General features: G+C 69.5%; 12 protein-coding genes. 8 read left to right on the top strand and 4 right to left on the bottom strand.

Annotation, left to right across the window (positions count from 1 at the left end):
- Nucleotides 1-18: 18 nt before the first annotated feature.
- Both MBA17_RS39165 and MBA17_RS39160 read right to left on the bottom strand, forming a co-directional pair.
- Nucleotides 19-2,118 (bottom strand): alpha-galactosidase, encoded by a 2,100-nt coding sequence (locus MBA17_RS39165; protein WP_238502764.1) that lies wholly within the window; start codon nt 2,116-2,118, stop codon nt 19-21.
- Between the two features lie 147 nt (nt 2,119-2,265).
- A complete protein-coding gene (locus MBA17_RS39160) occupies nt 2,266-3,303 on the bottom strand; it encodes a LacI family DNA-binding transcriptional regulator (protein ID WP_238502763.1) in 1,038 nt (345 codons plus the stop codon).
- Between the two features lie 269 nt (nt 3,304-3,572).
- Between MBA17_RS39160 and MBA17_RS39155 the strand changes: the two genes are divergently transcribed.
- The 4 genes from MBA17_RS39155 to MBA17_RS39140 all read left to right on the top strand — a co-directional run bounded on the left by MBA17_RS39155 (nt 3,573) and on the right by MBA17_RS39140 (nt 10,001).
- Nucleotides 3,573-5,729, top strand: coding sequence for a carbohydrate-binding protein (locus MBA17_RS39155; RefSeq protein WP_238502762.1), 2,157 nt, complete (start codon nt 3,573-3,575; stop codon nt 5,727-5,729).
- A gap of 364 nt (nt 5,730-6,093) precedes the next feature.
- Entirely contained in the window at nt 6,094-7,851 is a 1,758-nt protein-coding gene (locus MBA17_RS39150) for an IlvD/Edd family dehydratase (RefSeq protein WP_238502761.1), read from the top strand.
- A gap of 40 nt (nt 7,852-7,891) precedes the next feature.
- A complete protein-coding gene (locus MBA17_RS39145; RefSeq protein WP_238502760.1) occupies nt 7,892-8,530 on the top strand; it encodes a bifunctional 4-hydroxy-2-oxoglutarate aldolase/2-dehydro-3-deoxy-phosphogluconate aldolase in 639 nt (212 codons plus the stop codon).
- A gap of 61 nt (nt 8,531-8,591) precedes the next feature.
- A complete protein-coding gene (locus MBA17_RS39140) occupies nt 8,592-10,001 on the top strand; it encodes an Nramp family divalent metal transporter (protein WP_238502759.1) in 1,410 nt (469 codons plus the stop codon).
- Nucleotides 10,002-10,103: 102 nt separating this feature from the next.
- Here the strand turns inward: MBA17_RS39140 and MBA17_RS39135 are convergent, their stop codons facing one another.
- Nucleotides 10,104-10,754 (bottom strand): GntR family transcriptional regulator, encoded by a 651-nt coding sequence (locus MBA17_RS39135; protein WP_238502758.1) that lies wholly within the window; start codon nt 10,752-10,754, stop codon nt 10,104-10,106.
- A 236-nt stretch (nt 10,755-10,990) separates the two neighbouring features.
- Nucleotides 10,991-14,521, bottom strand: coding sequence for a S8 family serine peptidase (locus MBA17_RS39130; protein ID WP_238502757.1), 3,531 nt, complete (start codon nt 14,519-14,521; stop codon nt 10,991-10,993).
- Nucleotides 14,522-14,699: 178 nt separating this feature from the next.
- Between MBA17_RS39130 and MBA17_RS39125 the strand changes: the two genes are divergently transcribed.
- From MBA17_RS39125 to MBA17_RS39110, 4 genes are all read left to right on the top strand, one after another.
- Nucleotides 14,700-15,632, top strand: a complete 933-nt coding sequence (locus tag MBA17_RS39125; RefSeq protein ID WP_238502756.1) for a helix-turn-helix domain-containing protein — start codon at nt 14,700-14,702, stop codon at nt 15,630-15,632.
- A 353-nt stretch (nt 15,633-15,985) separates the two neighbouring features.
- Complete coding sequence (locus MBA17_RS39120) at nt 15,986-17,398, top strand: sulfatase family protein (protein WP_238502755.1); 1,413 nt, start codon at nt 15,986-15,988, stop codon at nt 17,396-17,398.
- A 76-nt stretch (nt 17,399-17,474) separates the two neighbouring features.
- Nucleotides 17,475-18,440: a tripartite tricarboxylate transporter substrate binding protein gene (locus MBA17_RS39115; protein WP_238502753.1), complete on the top strand. Its 966-nt coding sequence runs from the start codon at nt 17,475-17,477 to the stop codon at nt 18,438-18,440.
- A gap of 1 nt (nt 18,441) precedes the next feature.
- Nucleotides 18,442-18,936, top strand: a complete 495-nt coding sequence (locus tag MBA17_RS39110) for a tripartite tricarboxylate transporter TctB family protein (protein WP_238502751.1) — start codon at nt 18,442-18,444, stop codon at nt 18,934-18,936.
- The last annotated feature ends 2 nt before the right edge of the window (nt 18,937-18,938 follow it).

Here is an 18,938-nt window from a genome sequence, read left to right as displayed (position 1 = left end):
TCAGAGGGGTCGGGGGGGTCAGAGCGGGCGGAGCCGGAGGATGCGAGCGCTTGGCCCGGAGACGGTGCTGGTGAGGGTCAGCTCGGCCTGCTGCGGGTTCCACTCGTACGACCAGCCGCCCGGCTCGGCGGGGTAGGCCGTCTCGACGTGCAGGTCGTGGCCGGCGAGGTGGGGAAGTGACAGGACGGCGCCCTGCGGTGCGGGCGGCCGTCGCCAGATGCCCACGTGCGTACTCTCCTCGGTGCGCAGGCCGAGGGCGAGCCAGGGGTCGTCCCAGCCGGGCAGGCCGAGCGGCCAGCACGGCGTCGCCCGGGTCAGGTCGGCGCGAAGGCTCTGGTGGCGCCGGACTCCGTCCTTGACCAGGTCGAGCTGGGGGCCGCTCATCCGGTGCAGGTTGCCGGACAGGTAGAGGCGGCCCAGGATGCCGGTGCACAGGGTGAAGACGATCTCCTCGTCCGTCATTCCGGGCTGGGGGTAGGCCCAGTTGGCGGCCTGCTCGGGCAACAGGGCCAGCGGTGCGGCGACCGCGATCGGCGGGTAGCGCAGGAAGTCCTGCTGGTCGCTGGTGGACTGCAACTGCAGGCGGGTCAGCAGCGCGTAGTCCATGCGCATCGCGCCGGAGCCGCAGTTCTCCAGCACGAGGTGGGGGTGCCGGTCCAGGACTCCGTCCAGCCAGGCCAGGTGGGCCCGGTTGTGGGCGAGCAGGCCGGCGCCGACGGAGGTGGCGTCCTGGTCGGTGCCCGCGCCGGGGTTGATGTTGTAGTCGAGCTTGAAGTAGCCGACGCCGAGCTCTCCCACCAGCCGGTCCACCACCTGGTCGAGGTGGGCGACGGCGGCCGGGTGGCGCAGGTCCAGGTGGTAGCGGCCGTGTTCGGTGACGCGCACGCCGCCGCGCTGGAGGAACGCCTCGGCGGGCAGTTTGTCGGCCATCGGACTGCGCACGCCGATCACCTCGGGTTCCAGCCAGAGACCGGCGGTCATGCCGTGGCCGGCGATGCGGGCCAGGACCTCCTGCAGCCCGCGGGGGAAGCGGGTCTGGGAGGGCTGCCACTCTCCGACGCTGTCCCACCAGTCGCCGTCGTCGTCGTACCAGCCGGCGTCGACACAGAAGACCTCCGCCCCGGTCGCCGCCGCGGCGTCGATGAGGGGCAGGAGCTTGTCCGTCGTCGGGTCGCCCATCAGCGTGTTCATGTAGTCGTTGAACACGACTGGTAGCGCGGCCCGGTCGGGGTGGGGGCGCAGCAGTGCGCGGCGGTGTGCGGTCAGGGCCGCCGCGGCGGCCTCCACGCCGTCGCCGGAGACGGCGATGGAGACGGGCACGGTCGTGAACGACTTCCCGGGAGTGAGCAGTTCGCTCCACTGGTGGTCGATGTCGGTCGGTCCCGACAGGGCGACGTAGGCGCCGTCCAGCCGATCTCCGGCTTCCCAGCGCCAGGGGCCGTTGTGCTCGATCTGCCACAGCCAGGTCTGGCCGGTGCGCCGGTCGGTCAGCCCGCCCATCGGCACGTGCTGCCCGCTGGACCAGGTGCCGGAGCTGGTCAGCGCGAAGGCGCCGCGCCCGTGCTGGCCGTGCCCGGCCAGGGCGAGGTCGGCGACGTGCTCGCTCAGCGGCTGTCTGGTCCAGCGGTTCTCGCCCAGCCATTCGCTGTCGGCGTGCAGGATGTCGAGCTCGCTCACCGGCCGTCCCAGGAAGGCCGCGGCGAAGGAGGTGACGGCGAGGAGCAGGACCGGCTCGTCGCCGCCGTTGGTCACCTGGACCTGAGCCTGCACGGCCGGTACTCCGTCGTGAGAACGCAAGAGCAGTTCCACGTCGAGCCTGGACGCCTCGTCGCGCATGCGGACGCGCAGCTCATGCCAGTCGCCGGTGCTGGACTGGTCGGCGCCCGCGTAGCGCAGGCGGCAGCCCAGCGCCGTCTCCGACAACCGCTGCGAGGCTCTGGCCCGGCCTTCGCCGGGCGTGAGTATCTCCACCAGCGGTTGCGACACCCGGGCCCGCGGCGCCGGTGACCCCGCCGACAGCTCGCGCAGCACCACCGGGCGATCTGGATGGATCTCCAGCACGGCGGCGAGGCCTGCGTGCCCCCAGTGCAGGGTCTCGACGGCGTCAGCAGGAATCACGGCTCTCCTCGTAAGACGGCGGCACCGGCCACGTGGCATCCGCGGGTGTGACCGGTCACATCAATGGCGACAGTGTGAGCGGCCACACGACACAAGGGGAAGAGCTCTTTGCCGGATCGTTACGCACAGATGTGGAAAATGCGGCATTCAGGCACTCGGCGGTGGTGCGGTGGACTCGCGCAGCACGAGGCTCGGCGGCACGAGAACGGGCACGGGCTGCGCCTGCCCCGTCAACTCCGCCACGGCCGCCCGATAGCAGGCCTGACCCAGCCCGGCGAAGTCCATCCGCACGGTGGTCAGCGCGGGAGTCCAGTACGCCGAACCCGGGATGTCGTCGAAACCGACGATGCTCACATCGCCGGGAACATCCTTGCCGGCGTCGTACAACGCGCGGCGCACGCCCTGGGCGATGTCGTCGTTACCGCACAGGATGGCCGTAGTCCGCGCCTGCGTGGACAGCCACTGCCCGGCCGCGTAGGCCGAGCCGATGTCCCAGCCGCAGCTCAGCACCTCGGGGACCTCGACGCCTGCTCGCTCCAGCGCGTCGCGCCAGCCCGCCTGCCGGCCGCTGGAGCGGCCCTCGGACGGGGTCGCCACGTGGTGCACGGTGCGATGGCCCAGCGCCAGCAGGTGCTCGGTGGCATCCGCGGCGGCGCGGCGCTCGTCCAGCGCGATCGCCACCCTCCCCCGGTCGGGCGCGGCCGGCTCGGCCGCCGCGACGGCGGGCACATGCTCCGGCAGCGCCTCCAGCACCGCGGTGCCCATCGGGTCGAACGCGATCACCACCACGCCGCCGGCGCTGGCGTCGCTGACGTAGTCGACAGTCTGTTTCACCTCGGCGGGCTCGGCCGACTCCACGACCCTGATGCCCATGGCCATGCCCTCGGCGCGGGCGGCCTCCTCGATCCCCTGCAGCGTCGCGGCGTAGCCGTACAGCACGGTGTTGGACGTCACGACGGTGATGCCGCGGGCGCGGCCCAGGCTCAGCGCGCGCGCGGCCCGGCTGGGCCGGAAGCCGAGCCGCTCGATGGCCCCCAGCACCGCGGTTCGCGTCTCGGACCGTACCCGGGGCGAGTCGTTCAGCACTCGCGAGACGGTCTGGTAGGAGACGCCCGCGGCCGCGGCGACGTCCCGGATGCTGGGGATGGCGGCGGAGCGAGGCGCGCGCTGGGAATTCGGACTCACGACCACATGGTAGGCCGCAGGGCCGGGCGCGAGCCGGGCATGATCGTTGGCGCATGAGTCTGCGGCTCACGTTCCGTGCAGACCGTTGCGTGCCTCTCTACGGCTGCCGGCACGACCTTGAGGAGTACGCCGGCTTCGACATCCGCGGGTAACAACCCGGTAACTCCCCCTTTTCCTTGGCCATGTGACCGTTCACACTCAGGCGTTGTGTGAACGGTCACACGATGAGCATCTCGGGGTCCGGGCAGCAGCAGAAAGGTGACCACAGCATGAGAGGCAGACGTTGGCTGGCGGCAGCGATCGCCGTGATCGCGGCAACCGCCGCGCTTCCCGCCACGCCGGGGCATGCGGCGGCGTCCCAACTGGTCGTGGACCTGGCGGCGCAGACCGGCGCGCTGCGCTACGGCGCGACGGGCTTCCTGTACGGGCTGGGCGATGAGGGCATTCCGAACGAGACGATGCTGGCCGCACTGAAACCCCAGGTGACGGCCCAGAAGGCGCCCGGCGGCCTGCAGCATCCGAACGGCGATGCGCTCAAAGTGGCGCCGATGTTCAAGCGGGCGGGCGGCCGCGAGATCCAGATCTACATGCAGGACATCTACAAGGAGTGGCCGTACGAGAACCTCGGCATGACCGACTACCTCGCCAAGATCGACACGATGACGCGGAAGGTCGTGGCCGACCCTTACCGGACCTCCTACGTCTACGTGCCGTTCAACGAGCCCGACCTGATCTGGTACCGCGGCGACCTGACGCGCTTCCTCGGCGACTACAAGCTCGCCCACCAGAAGATCCGCTCCATCGACCCGGGCGCCCGCATCGCGGGCCCGGGCTTCTCCTCCTACCGCTCGGCGGACCTGCGCGCATTCCTGACGTTCGCGCGCGACAACAACGTGCTGCCGGACGTGATGGCCTGGCACGAACTGGGCGACGACTTCTTCTCCGGCTGGCAGAGCCACTACGACGGCTACCGCGCGATCGAGTCGAGCCTGGGCATCAGCCCGCGCCCGATCACGATCAACGAGTACGGCCGCTTCTCGGGCGACCTGGGGGTGCCGGGCAATCTGGTGCAGTTCGTGGCCAGGTTCGAGAACAGCAAGGTCGACGGGTGCCTGGCGTACTGGACGACGGCGGGCGGCTTGAACGACCTGGTCACCCGTAACAACCAGGCGACGGGAGGCTGGTGGCTGTACAAGTGGTACGGCGAGCTGACCGGCACGACGGTGGCGGTCACCCCGCCGGCGGCGGGCGGCAGCCTGCAGGGGCTGGCGGCCTACGACGCGGCCAAGAAACAGGCACGGGTGATCTTCGGTGGCAATAACCCGGCGAGCGGCACCTTCGACACGAACGTGGTGGTCAAGGGCATCGGAACGGCGCTGGGCTCGCGGGTGCACGCGACCGTGTGGGGCGTCGACACCACGGGGCTGAACCCCTCCGGCGGCCCGTACCGGGTGGCCGAGGCGGACTACGCGGTCTCGGGAGGCCAGATCACGATCCCGCTGACCGCTCTGAAGGGCACGTCGGCCTACCAGGTGATCCTCACCCCGGACAAGGACCTGTCCCCGGCCGCCTCCGCCTCCCGCTACGAAGCCGAGTACGCGGCGTTGTCGGGTTCGGCACGGGTGACGTATGGCGCCAACACCGGCTATTCGGGCACCTCGTTCTCGGAGGGCTACGGCGCCAGCACCAACGCCGGCACCAAGTTCGTGGTCACGGCGCCGAACGACGGCTACTTCACCCTCGCCCTGCGCTACTCGGCCGGCCCCTACGGCGGCGCGCCCGCCGCCCGTTCGATCCGCCTGCGGCTCAACGGCACGGACCTCACCGACGTGGCGCTACCCGGCACCGCGGACTGGAACACCTGGAACACCGTCACCACCAAGGTCTTCCTGACGGCCGGGATCAACCGCGTCGACATCAACGCCTACGCGAGCGACGACCGGGACGCGATCAACGTCGACTACCTGGACGTGACCGCGGCCACCGGCGCGATCACCGCCTACCAGGCCGAAACGGCCGGCAACACCCTCGGCGGCACGGCGGTGACCGTCGCCGACGGGGCGGCCTCCGGCGGCCGCTACGTCGGCTGGGTCGGCGCGGGCGCAGCCAACACGCTCCGCTTCAACAACGTGACGGTCCCGTCCGCGGGCCGCTACCGCATGGTCGTCACCTACGCCAACGGCGAACTGGGCGAGGGCGCGACCAACTACAACTCCAACATCGTCGACCGCTACGCCGACATCTCGGCCAACGGCGGTACGGCCACGCGACACTACTTCCGCAACACGCTCGGCTGGTCGAACTACCGGACCACCGTCGTGGACGTGAACCTGGTGGCGGGCGCGAACACGATCACATTCGCCAACGCCTCGTCCGGCTACGCACCGAACATCGACCTCATCCAGATCGCCGCACCGCTCGGCTGACAGCAGCGCTTCCCGCGGAAGACACCAACGTAGTACGCGGACATCACCAGGCCCTGCCGATCCTCCCCCACGCATCCGGGGACGTCGGTGGGGCCTTCGCGCGCGACGAGTACGTCCGGCGCCCGGCCTGCCCCGGATCCGTCTGGTGCGGAAAAGTCCGCCTCCGACCCGGCCTGAGCTTGAACAACGCCGTGCCGGCACGGCCCCAGAGCCTCCGCGCAGCAGTCCGTCAGTACGGCGCGCGGGCGGCCGGAGGGCGCGAGACCCCCGCCTCGGACCGTTGACTTCTACATATAGTCGACGCTAATTTTATGCGATGTTGTGAAATTGCATGTAAATCCTCTAGGCGAGTGAGGAAACCTCGGTGAATCCAGACGATGGGACGGGCCTGCCCGGTGCCCGGCGCAGTGCCGCGTGGTTCGGACTTGACGGCAAGCTCGGATTCGTACACCGGTCCAAGATGTACAACCAGGGCTACTCATCGTCGATGTTCGACGGCCGTCCGGTGATCGGGATCTGCAACAGCTGGTCGGACCTCGCACCCTGCAACGCGCATCTCCGGCAGGTGGCCGAGTCGGTGAAGCGCGGCGTCCTGATGGCCGGGGGCATGCCGCTGGAGTTCCCCACCATGTCGCTGGGCGAGACCCTGATGCGCCCCTCGGCCATGCTCTTCCGCAACCTCATGGCGATGGACGTCGAGGAGAGCCTGCGCGCCAATCCGCTGGACGGTGTGGTGCTGCTCGGCGGTTGCGACAAGACCGTTCCCGCCCAGCTCATGGGTGCGTTCAGCGCGGACCTGCCGGCGATCATGGTGACCGGCGGGCCGATGCTCAACGGCAAGTTCCGCGGTGAGGACGCGGGATCGGGCACGCATGTCTGGAAGTTCAGCGAGGAGTTCCGCGCCGGCCGGATGAGCCGCGCCGACTTCAGCGCGGCCGAGGCCTGCCTGTCCCGCAGCAGCGGGCACTGCACGACGATGGGGACCGCCTCCACCATGGCCTGCCTGGCCGAGGCGCTGGGCGTCTCGCTTCCGGGCAGCGCGGCCGTCCCGGCCGTCGACGCCCGCCGGCACAACATCGCCGAGCAGGCCGGGAGCCGCATCGTCGCGATGGTCGACGAGCGGCTCACCCCGTCCGCGATCCTGGACCGCCGTTCCTTCGAGAACGCGATCCGGGTCAACGCCGCCATCGGCGGCTCGACGAACGCGGTCGTCCACCTGCTGGCGATGGCCGGGCGCGCCGAGGTCGACCTGTGCCTCGACGACTTCGACGCGCTCGCCGCCGATGTCCCGCTGCTGGTGGACCTGCTGCCCTCCGGCCGCTTCCTGATGGAGGACTTCGCCTACGCGGGCGGCCTGCCCACGGTGATCCGGGAGCTCGGCGACCTGCTGCACACCGGCGCCGCCACCGTCACGGGCCGCACCCTGGGCGAGAACACCGCCGACGCCGAGAACTGGGGCCGCGAGGTGATCCGTTCCCGCGCCGAACCGCTGCGCGCGCCGGGCGGCCACACCGCGGTCCTGCGCGGCAACCTCGCGCCCGACGGCGCCGTGATCAAGATCTCGGCCGCGTCCGACGAGTTGCTCCAGCACACCGGTACCGCCCTGGTGTTCGACACGATCGAGGAGTACCACGAGTGCGCCGACGCCCCTGACCTGCCGGTGGACGCCTCGACCGTGCTCGTCGTGCGCAACGCGGGCCCCGCCGGCTACCCCGGCATGCCCGAGATCGGCAACCTCGCCATTCCCCGGAAGCTGCTGGACGCCGGGATCCGGGACATGGTCCGGATCACCGACGGCCGGATGAGCGGAACGTCGTACGGCACGGTCGTCCTGCACGTCGCGCCGGAGTCCGCGGTGGGCGGGCCGCTCGCCCTGCTCCGCAGCGGCGACCGCGTGATCCTCGACGTTCCGGCCCGCCGGATCGACATGGACGTCCCGGAGGACGAACTCGCCCGCCGCCGGGCCGCCCTTGAAGCCGGCCGGACCACCGCGCAGGACGCCGCCGCCGAGGGCGGCTACACCTGGCTGTACCGGCAGCACGTCCGGCAGGCCGATACCGGGGTGGACTTCGACTTCCTGGCCGGACGGCGCGGACACGCCGTCCCGCGCCGCCACCTCTGACCCGGCTCCCCCGCCCCACCCACCCCCCGAAGGGATTCCTATGGCTGACGACGTGCTGCGGTCCATCCGAGAGCATCGAGTGATGGTGATCTACCGCGGCCAGACGGTACGGCAGTGCCTGCGGGCCACCGCCGAGCTGCACCGCGCGGGCATCCGGCTCTTCGAGGTCACGCTGAGCGGGGACGAGCCGCTGGCGGCGATCAAGGCGCTGCACGATGAGTACGGCGGCGAGATTCCCATCGGAGCGGGGACCGTGCTCACCGCGGACGACGTCTCGCGCGCGGCCGACGCCGGCGCGCGGTTCATGGTCTCCCCCAACGTGGACGAGGCCGTGGTGACGCGGACGAAGGAGGCCGGGCTGGTCTCGATCCCCGGCGCCTTCACCCCGACCGAGATCGTCCAGGCCGTCCGGATGGGGGCCGATGTGGTCAAGGTCTTCCCGATCAGCCCCGTGGGCGCCGACTACATCCGGCAGCTGCGCGGGCCGCTGCCCGATGTGCCGATGCTCGCCACCGGCGGTGTCGACGCACGGCTCGCGGGCGAGTGCGTGCGCGCGGGATGCGACGGGGTCGGAGTCGGCATCCAGCTGTTCGGGGAACGCGCGCTCGCCGGCGATCCCGACGCCCTGGCCGACGGCGCCCGGCGCTTCCTCGACGCGACCGCGTCCCCGTCGCACTGACCGGGACCCGCACCCTCCCACGCGTACCCGTGTCCGCACGGAGCGGAAAGGAAGCCGCGCCATGGTGAAAGAAATCGTGCACGAACCCGAACTCGACGACGCGTACCGGCTACGGCCCGAGGACGTTCGCGATCCCCCGCGAACTCTGGCGGGCAGGCTGCGCTACCTGGGCCCGGGGCTGGTCCTGTCCGCCTCGGTGGTGGGCTCCGGTGAGCTGATCGTCACCACCTCCCTGGGGGCCCGCGCCGGGTTCGTCCTGCTCTGGCTGGTGATCTTCGGCGCCACGGTCAAGGTGTGGATCCAGCTGGAGCTGGCGCGCTGGGCCATTCTCAACGGGCGGACGGCGCTGGACGGCTACAGCACGGTCCCGCCGAGGATCGGCCGGATGGGCTGGATCAACTGGCTGTGGATCGTCCTGGACATCGCCAAGAACTTCCAGCGCGGCGGTGTCATCGGAGCCACCGCCGCGGCCTGCTCGATCATGCTGCCGATCACCGGCGCGGCGATGTCCGGACCGTCGCTGATCACCTGGACGGTCATCATCGCGGTGGTCACCGTCCTGCTCCTGCAGAGCAGCAAGTACAGCATGGTGGAGCGGGTGACCACGGCATCGGTGGCGGTGTTCACCCTGTCCACCGTCTCCATCGCGCTGATCCTGCCGTGGACCGAGTTCTCCTACAGTCCCGCGCAGCTCGCGACCGGGCTGAGCCTCATGATCCCGGCCGGCACCATCGGGCTGGCTCTGGCGATGTTCGGCTCGACCGGCGTCGGGGCCGACGACATGACCAACTACACGTACTGGTGCCTGGAGAAGGGGTACGCCCGCTGGACCGGTCCCGACGACGGCACCGAGGAGCGGGCCCGGCGCGCCGAGGGCTGGCTGCGGGTGATGCGGCTCGACGTGCTGATGTCCTGGCTCATCTGTACGGCCTGCACGCTGTCGTTCTATCTGGTCGGCGCGAGCGTGCTGAACCCGCAGGGCCTCGTCCCCGAGGGGAACGAGATGCTCACCACGCTCTCCCGCATCTACACCGACACGCTGGGGACCTGGGCCGAGTACCTGTTCCTGGTCGGTGCCGTGGCGGTGCTGTTCTCCACCCACATCGCCTCCGCCGCCGCCGTCCCCCGGCTGTGGACCAACACACTCGGCCTCCTGGGGGTGCTCGACTGGAACGATGCGAGAGTCCGGCGGCGGACGATGCGCATCCTGACGTTCTGCCTGCCCACTCTGTGGGCGGTCTTCTACCTCTTCGTCCAGTCACCCCTGCTCATGGTGCAGATCGGTGCCATCGGGACCGGGATCTTCCTCCTCGCCGTCACCGTCGCGGTCTGGCGGCTGCGCGCCACCGAGGTCGACGAGCGGTTCAAGGCGAACCGCTGGATGACGGCGGCGCTGGCGCTGAGCAGCGTCGGCATCGTGCTGCTGGGCATCTACACCATGCTCGAGGTGTTCGGCGTCAGCATCACTTGACGCCCGACGATGGTCGTCACCGGTATCCGGCGGTGCCGGATACCCGGTGACGCTCCGGCCGCCGGTTCGCGCGGGACCGCGGCCCCGCGACGGCGATTCCGGTCACTCCCCCTCGGCCTGCCGCAGCAAGGCGCTGCGCAGCCGGAAGATGTGCGCGCGCGCCGCAAGCTCGGCGGCGGCGGGATCGCCGGACTCGATCGCGGTGAGGATGGCCCGATGGTCGTCGATGGCCTGCCGGGGACCGGCCGTCACCCTGGTGGTGCGCATGGCCAGGCGCACCTGCGTCTGCACCGCGTCCAGAAGGCGGCCGACCTCGGGGTTGCCGGAGGCCTGGCGGATCAGCGCGTGGAAACGCATGTCGGCTTCGGTGACGGCCGCGACGTCGCCGTCGCGGACCGCACGCTCATGCTCGGCGAGCACGTCGTGCAGCGCCGTGACCAGCCTGCGCCCGGAGTTCTCCACCGCGAGCCGCGCGGCGAGCCCTTCCAGTACCTCGCGCACGTCATAGATGGCCGCGAGCTCGCGCGCGCCGATCTTCGCGACCACCGCGCCCCGGCGCGGCTCCTCGCTGGCCAGCCGGTCCTGGACCAGCCTGAAGACGGCCTCGCGTACCGGACTGCGGCTCACCGCCAGCCGTTCGGCGAGCGCGGGAACGCTCAACCGTGCCCCTGGCGCCAGATCGCCGGCAAAGATCTCCTCGCGTAGCCGGTCGTAGATGGAATCCGCGATCCGGTCCGTTGAGATGGCGCTCATCGGCGTATCTCCGCTCTTCTAGCCTCACCCCAAGATTACATGCAACGAAGCTATTCTGCATTTATCTCCGTAGCCTCACGCGGTGCGTTGACGCCGCCGGGAAGACCCGGTCCGGTAGGGCGCACCGCGCCGCAGCTGAACGTCCACGCCGACGGGTTCGGCTGCCGGACGATGACGCGGGGCGCATGAGGAGGCCGGGGCCCCGGACGGGACCCCGGCCGATCACTGATCAGGACTTACTTGTCGGAGCGCTCGGTCACCCTGATCGTGTTGACCAGCGGCTTGCCCGCGCTGCCGACGAAGCGGACATTGAGCTGGCCGTCGGTCACCTCGGTGGTGAAGGTCCGGTTATGCGCGGTGTAGGTGCCCACCTTCAGCGCGATGTCGAGGTTGGGCAGTACCTCGGTGTCCTCGACCATGACGTCGAAGACGCGCTTGTTGGGCTTGGTCCCCTCAACCTCGGCGAAGCCCAGCTCGACGGTGTAGGTGCCGTTCGGCACGTTGTCGAACCGGTACTCGTACATGCCCTGCCGGTTGGTGCGGTACGCCTTCTGGTTGTCGGTGCCCGCGATGGTGCGGCTGGTGGACTTGGTGGAGGTAGTGCCGAGGTAGCCGACCCCGGTGGTGGTGGAGTAGGCCCGATCCTGGTACCAGGTGTCACCGGCCGCGTCCACGCTGGAGGTGTTCGCGGCCGAGTCGATGGCGGCCTGGTAGGCGGGGACGACGACCTTGACCGGAATGCTGATCGTCGGTGTCCTGCCGCTTTCCGACGTGACCACCAGGGTGGTCTCCAGGAGCGTGCCCCGCGCCGCGGCGGAGGTGTCGATCCCGAATGTCAGCGTGGTCGTGCCGCCGGTGGCCAGGTTCCCGGTGGCCGGGGTGAGGGTCAGCCACGGGGTGGCGCCCTCGACGGTGAAGGTGGTGCCGAGGCCGGGGTTGCTGAGTTCCAGCGTCCTGGTCCTCGTCTGCGCGACCGGGACCACCACCTCGAGGCTGTCGAGCGAGGACGCCACCGCGCCGGTGCGCAGCGCGGCCGAGCCCTCGCCCACCCCGGCGCCCTCCAGGGTCACCGACTTCGTCGTGGTCTCGTAGTGCGGCGCCGCCAACTCGACCTGGTAGTCCCCGGCCGGGTACTGGGCGGCGTAGGTGCCGTCGGCGAGGGTCGTCACGGTGCCGGCCACCGTCTCACCCGACTTCACCGTCACTGTGGCGCCCGCGACGGGCTTGTCGTCGTTGGCGTTGGTGACCGCGCCGTACAGGATGCCGGTCGTGGTGGGCTTGAAGTCGATGCTCAGCCCGTCGGACAGGGCGGGCTTGTTCAGCGAGTACTGGAACGCGACGGTGCCGGTGTGGTTCTCGATGCCGATGGTGGCCTCCGCGCCGGTCTCCTTGCTGACCGTCGGGTCGACGTCCTTGTAGCGGAAGCTGATCGAACCGTCCTCACCCAGCAGCACCGCGAAGGAGAGCCGGGCCGTACGGGGGGTGTAGAAGGCGATGTTGCGGTATTCCACCACGTACGTCCTGTGCGGGCTGGTGCCGGTGACCCCGGTGCGGACCGCTGAGTCCTCGTCCAGGTAGAGGTCGTCCCACAGGGCGTAGAGCGCGGCGTTCGGCGTGGCGGTCGAGGGAACGGCGACGTTGGAGTTGCTCAGCGTGGTGCCGTTGAACACGATGCCGCCGTTGGTGCCGATCCGCCCGGAGGTGTACGGCCTGCCGTACAGGTTGAAGGTGAACGGCAGGGTGAAGACGGCGGTGGCGCTGTCACCGGTCAGGGTGACCGGGTCGGTGCCCTCGACCCAGGGCTTCTTGCCTGCCGTGCAGGCGTAGCCGTAGGAGTCGAGCCGGTCGGGCAGATCGACGTCGGCGGTGATGTCACCGGTGACCGAGATCGCCTTGGTCGTGCCCGCGGCGCAGTCGTCGGGCGAGGAGAGCTCCAGGCTGTAGTCGCCCAGCGGCAGGGTCAGGCCGTACTTGCCCTGGTCGTCGGTGATAGCGGTGACCGGGGTTCCCGTCACCGTGATGGCGGCGTTGGCCGCGACCCCGGCCCGGCTCTTGACCGTGCCGCTCACCTTGCCCGAGGGGGCGGCCGTCAGTGCGGTGTCCCTGGTGACCGTCTGGTTCTCCAGGATGGTCGCGGTCGCCGTCACCTTCTCGTAGCCGAACTTGGTGGCCGTGATCGTGTAGTCGCCCACGGACAGGTTCTTGGCCTCGTAGGTGCCGTCGGCGCCGGTGGCCACCGTGCGCTTGATCGGACCCTCGATGGTCAGCGTCACGCCGGGGAGGGGCTCGCCACCCGAGGTGGCCTTGCCGGCCAGGATGCCGGTCGGGCCGTGCGGCGCCATGGAGACGGTCGCGAAGGTGTCGAGTTTGCCCTGACCCCAGACGTTGTTGTTCGCTGCCGTGCCGCCGCAGGTGACGTTGTTGACGTCGAGGGCCGTCTGGTCGAGCAGCGCCTGGGTCTCGGCCAGGTTGCCGCGCAACGCGGGAGAGTAGGACCAGATCAGCGCCACCGTGGCGGTCGTGTGCGGCGCCGCCATGGAGGTGCCGGTCTTGGACCCGTAGCCGCCGCCGGGCACGCTGGAACGGACGTTCACGGCGGGGGCCGAGATGTCCGGCTTGATGTCGCCGTCGACGCCGGGACCGCGCGAGGAGTTGGTGTAGACGTTGCCGGCGCTGTCGAACCCGCCGCTGGCGTAGCTCTGCTGGTAGACGCCGGGGCTGCCCGCGGTGCCGCAGGAGGGTCCGGCGTTGCCGATGGAGAAGGACGGGAAGATCCCGGCGGCGACCCACGAGTCGACGATCTGCGTGTACCACAGGTCAACCACGTTGGCGCCCCACGAGTTGTTCACCGCGTCGGGGGCGAGGTCGGGGCGGGGGTTCTGCCCGTCGGCGTCGGTGGGCGCGGCGATCCACTGGCCGGCGGCCAGCAGGTGCTCACGGGCACAACTGGAGGTGCCGCAGCCCTTGGTCGCGATCCACTTGGCGCCGGGCGCCACGCCGATCTGGTCGGCGGCGGTCTCGCCCACCATGGTGCCCATGGTGTGGGTGCCGTGGCCGTTGTTGTCACACGGGACACCGCCGGTGCATATACCGGTGGGGTCGAAGAAGTTGTACGCGTGGCTGTAGGAGCCGTCCGCGTTCAGGCCCCGGTACTTGGAACTGATCGCCGGGTGGGTGTAGTCGACGCCGGAGTCGAGGTTGGCGACGACGATGCCCTCGCCCTTGACTCCCAGGTCGGTCCACACCTTGGGCGCGTTAACGGCGTTGATGTTCCACTCGACGGCGTTGACCGAGGGCTCGTCCTCGCCCGGCTCGGGCATGTCGATCGCGATCGCGTCGTCGGCCTCGATGGCGGCGACCTCGGGCAGCTCGGCGATCCGCTCCAGCGTCGCGGTGTCGCCGATGACCTTGACCATGTTGACGATCCAGAACGACTCGTACTCGACCTGCGCCTGGTCGAGCAGCGCGATCAGGTTCTTCTGGGTGAGCCCGGCCGTCTGTGTCTTGGCCGCATAGACCGCCTTGCCCTTGGCGACCTTGTCAGTGGCCCGCTGGGCGGTGACGAGGTTGGCCTGGTCCTTCAGCCGGACCCAGTAGACGGCCTTGTCGTCCTTGTCGAGCTGCTCAAGGACTTCGGCCTCCGTCTTCGCCTGAACGGGCTCGGTCGGGTCGTCGTAGGCGAGGGCCGGTCCCGCGGCCAGGGGTAAGGCCACGGCCGCGAGGATGCCGGCGACGGTCATGCGCCATCGCCTGGTGTTTCGATCCACAGTGCTCCTTGGAGGGGCTCCGACGATTCGATGATCACGAAGGTGCGAGATCATCTGACAGCGATAGTCAGGCAAGGTTGTTTACGGATCAACGGAGTATTCGTGACGTATCAGCGACACGGCGGCAATACGTCAGGCATATGGGTCCGCAATAATCCAAAGAAAAGGGAGGTTCGATTTGTTACGCACTCTCGGCCTTGACGACCTGGAGGAAAGCGCCTACCTCGCCCTGCTCCGCCTGCCCTCGAGCGATGAGAGCGAGCTCGCAGAGCGCCTGGGGCGCCCCGCCGAGAAGGTTTCCATAGCCGTTGATCACCTGGTCGAGGAGGGGTTCATCCGGCGGGCCGGCAACCGTCTGCTCGCCACAGCGCCGGACGTCGCCTTCGGACCCGGGCTGCTGCGCCGCCACGGAGAGATGCAGCGGATGCAGACGTTCATAGCCACCCTCATGGAGGAGTATCGCGAGCGTTCCGCCCTGCGTGACGCCCGTGAGGCGGTGGAGGTCGTGATCGGCGCCGCCGAGGTCATGGCTCGCTGGCAGCACCTGCAACGTGCGGCCCAGAAGACGGTCAAGAGCCTGGCCAAGGAGCCGATCGTGATCTCGGCCGACAACCAGGCTCAGCAGGTGGCCATGGCCTCCGGCATCGTCTACCGGACCGTGTACGAGCGCAGGATGATCGACGTGCCCGGCGATCCGTACCAGCTGGCCTGGTCGGCCGCCAACGGCGAGCTGATGCGTATCGCGACCGACGTGCCCACCAAACTGATGATCCTCGATGAGCGGGCGGCGTTCGTGCCGTTGATGTCGGCCAGTGTTGAACCGGCCGCCCTGGTGATCACGTCGGGCACCTTGCTGGACGTGCTCAACTGGGTGTTCGAAACCGTGTGGGCAGGCGCGGTGCCCTTCCCCGCGACCGGGAACACGCTCGGCCCAGAGGATCAACGGCTGCTGTCTCTGATCATCGCCGGGTACACCGATCTCGCGATCGGCAAGCAGTTCGGCATCAGTCACCGGACCGTGCAGAGGCGCGTGCGCGAACTCACCCGTCTGGCCGGCGTGGAGACCAGGCTCCAGCTCGTCTGGCACGCGGCCAAGCATGATTGGCTGTGACCCACGCGAGCCTGCCACCAGGCGGTCCCAGCCTGTGTGTCGTGTCACCCGTCCGCGTTGAGGACTGATCCGCCTTTCGCCGGCCGGCACACGGTCCCAAGTCCCGACCTTTGAGGTCTCCGTCAGCACGCTGGTCGCCGGCGCCGTGCCGAGGTCATGGCGACCAGCGCTCACGCAACCCTGCCGAACCCGTCACCACGGCTCGCCGCCCTGCCGTGCGCTGCTCGGACAGCCGGTCACGCACCGTCTGCAGCCTGGGCCGGCGGGTTTCATCGGCCAGCGCCAAAGATTGTATCTTTCAGGTAAAAATGCTACCTTTCCGAGCTATCGCGAGGAGTGAGGAGTACTGATCGATGGCTGTGAGCGCCGGACCTGACCAGCCGAACGTGGTGATCTTCGTCGGAGACGACCATGGCTATGGCGACCTGTCGTGTATGGGATCACCGACGGTGCGAACGCCGCGGCTGGACGCGCTGGCGGCCTCGGGCGCCTTGCTGACCAGCTGGTACTCGAACTCTCCGGTCTGCTCACCGTCGCGGGCGGCCCTGCTGAGCGGACGGTATCCGGGAAACGCGGGCGTGCGGTCGATCCTGCAGGGGTACCGGACGACGCCGGGCCTGAGCCAGGACGTGCCGACGCTCGCGAGCGCGCTGCGGGAGGTCGGCTACCACACCGAACTGGTCGGGAAATGGCACCTGGGTCTCACCCCGGAGTCGCGGCCGGAGGCCCACGGGTTCGCCCGGACGTTCGGCCATCTGGCGGGGGCCGTCGACTACTACTCACACATCCACTACAGCCCGAACAACCGCCGGGTGCCCATGAATGGCGAGACCTATCTCGGCACGCCGCTTCACGACCTCTGGGAAAACGGGAGCGAGATCTACCTCGACGGCGAGTATCTCACCGACCTGGTGGCCGACCGCGCGACGCGCGCCGTACGCGAGGCCGCCGCGGCGAAATCGCCGTTCTTCCTGTACGTCCCGTTCAACGCACCCCACTATCCCCTGCACGCGCCGGCGAAGTACAAGGAACGCTTCGCCCACCTGCCGTGGGATCAGATGATCATGGCGGCGATGATCAGCGCGCTGGACGATGCCGTCGGCGCGGTCATGGACGAGTTGGACCGCCAAGGCGTGCGGGACGACACGCTCGTGCTCTACATGTCCGACAACGGGCCGTCCCGCGAGATCCGCAACTGGATGGACGGCAGCCAGACTCCGTACCGCGCCAGCAGCTCCGGCGGGCTCAAGGGCCACAAGTTCAGCCTCTTCGAAGGAGGGATTCGCGTACCGGGCATCGTCAGCTGGCCACGCGCGATCCCTGCGGGACAGGTGGTCGCGGAGCCGATGGCGGCCATGGACGTGTTCCCCACCGTTCTCGCCGCGGCGGGCGGGGAGCCGGAGAGGTACGAGCTCGACGGCCACGACGTCCTGCCCGTGCTCACCGACGGCGCCCGATCGCCGCACGAGCACCTGTTCTGGGAGCAGGGCGTGCAGACGGCGATCCGGCACGGCCGATGGAAACTCGTTCTGGACGGCCAGCTCGAAGAGGGCCTGCCGCCGGCCGAGCCGGTGTTCCTCGCCGATCTAGCCGACGACCCGAACGAGACGGTGAACCGCGCGGGCGACCACCCGGCCCTCGTGGCCGAGCTGACCGCGGCGGCCACGACGTGGCGGAACGGCATCGAACAGCGCTGGAACACCGAATGGCTGCCGCGCATCCCGGACATCGACACCCACGTGTTCCCAGCCGGCGTATCGAAATGACCCAGCCCGCGCCGAAACACCCGCACGAAGACAGGGCGTCCGACCGGCGCGGGCGACTTCGAGAAAGATCAGAACAATGAGGTTCCCCACCATCCCGGCCGTCGCGTCGGCTGGACTTCTGCTCGTCACGGGCTGTTCTCTGACCGAGGCTCCGGCCTCCTCCGAATATCCGTCGCAATCGATCTCCATCATCGTCCCGGTCCCGGCGGGGTCGTCCACCGATCTCTCCACACGCGTGCTGGCACCCTGTTTGGAACAGGAGCTCGACGCCACCATCGTGGTGGAGAACCGCGAGGGCGGATCCGGTGCCGTGGGCAACGGCGTGTTCGCCCGTGCCAAGGCGGACGGCTACACGCTCGTGTCGACCACCGCGGCCAACGCCGTCCTGCCTCCCATCCTGGAAGGCGACGTCGGGTACGACGTCGACAGCTTCCGGCCGGTCGGGATGATCGGCACGGCGCCGATCGTTCTCGTGGTCCCGGCGGCCTCCCCCTTCAAGACGGCAAAGGACTTCTTCGCCGCGGCCAAGGCCGGCACCGTCAAACTCGGGATCCCGGGCGCGACGAGCGTCCCGGGCATCTCCGTCGACACACTGATCGACTCCACCGGGCTGGGGATCACCCCGGTACCGTTCGACGGCAACGGCGGCACCATGACGGCCGTGCTCTCCGGTGAGGTGCAGGCCGGCTACGTGTCGGGTGACGCCGCGGTCGTGCTCCCCCGGGTGGAGTCCGGCGATGTCCGCGTGCTCGCCACCGCGGTCACCGAGCCGATCGAGACCATGCCGGACGTGCCGACGCTGAAGTCCCTGGGGTACACCGACCTCCCCTACGCCGACTCCTTCTGGTTCCTCGCCACCCAGCCCAAAACTCCGGACGACGTCGTCGGCAGGCTTGAGAACGCGATGAAGAACTGCATGACGTCCGACAAGGTCGTCACCGGTCTCGGCAAGGGCGTGGCGCCCAGCTCCTTCATCGGCGGTGACCAGGTCGCCACGCTGCTACGGCAGGCGGCCTCGGACTACGCCAAGAACCGCGGCTGACATGGCCACCACACCCGCGGACGCAGCCGTCACCCCCGCCGACCTTCGGTTCGGCCGGATCGGCTTCGCCGTCGTGACGCTCCTGGCCGCCGTCTCCACCGTCGGCGCGTTCACCACACTGGACTTCGGCAGCCCGACCGAGCCCGGGCCCGGGTTCTGGGTCGGCTGCATCTCGGCTGCCACCCTCGCGTTCACCCTGGTGGCGCTGCTGAACCCGCGCGTCGTCATCGACGGGGTCAGCCGTATCACGCGCGCCGACGGGGTCGCCGTCGCGGCGGCCGTTCCCCTGCTGGCGCTGACACCGCCTTTGCTCACTCTTCTCGGGCTCACCGTCACCACAGCGCTGGTCTGCCTGTACTGGTTCACAGTGATCACCAGGACGGCCCCGCTACGCGGCCTGGTCGGAGCGGTCGCGATCACGATGGGGATCGTCGTCGTGTTCATCGAACTGCTCCAAGTGCCCTCCCCGCTGGGCACACTGACCGGGATCCGGTAGTC

It is taken from the genome of Dolomitihabitans soli (assembly GCF_022213955.1).
In the GTDB taxonomy this organism is placed as follows: Bacteria; Actinomycetota; Actinomycetes; order Streptosporangiales; family Streptosporangiaceae; genus Streptosporangium_A; species Streptosporangium_A soli.
Note: the sequence above shows the minus strand (reverse complement) of the source record. Positions and strands in the feature narration are given on the sequence as shown.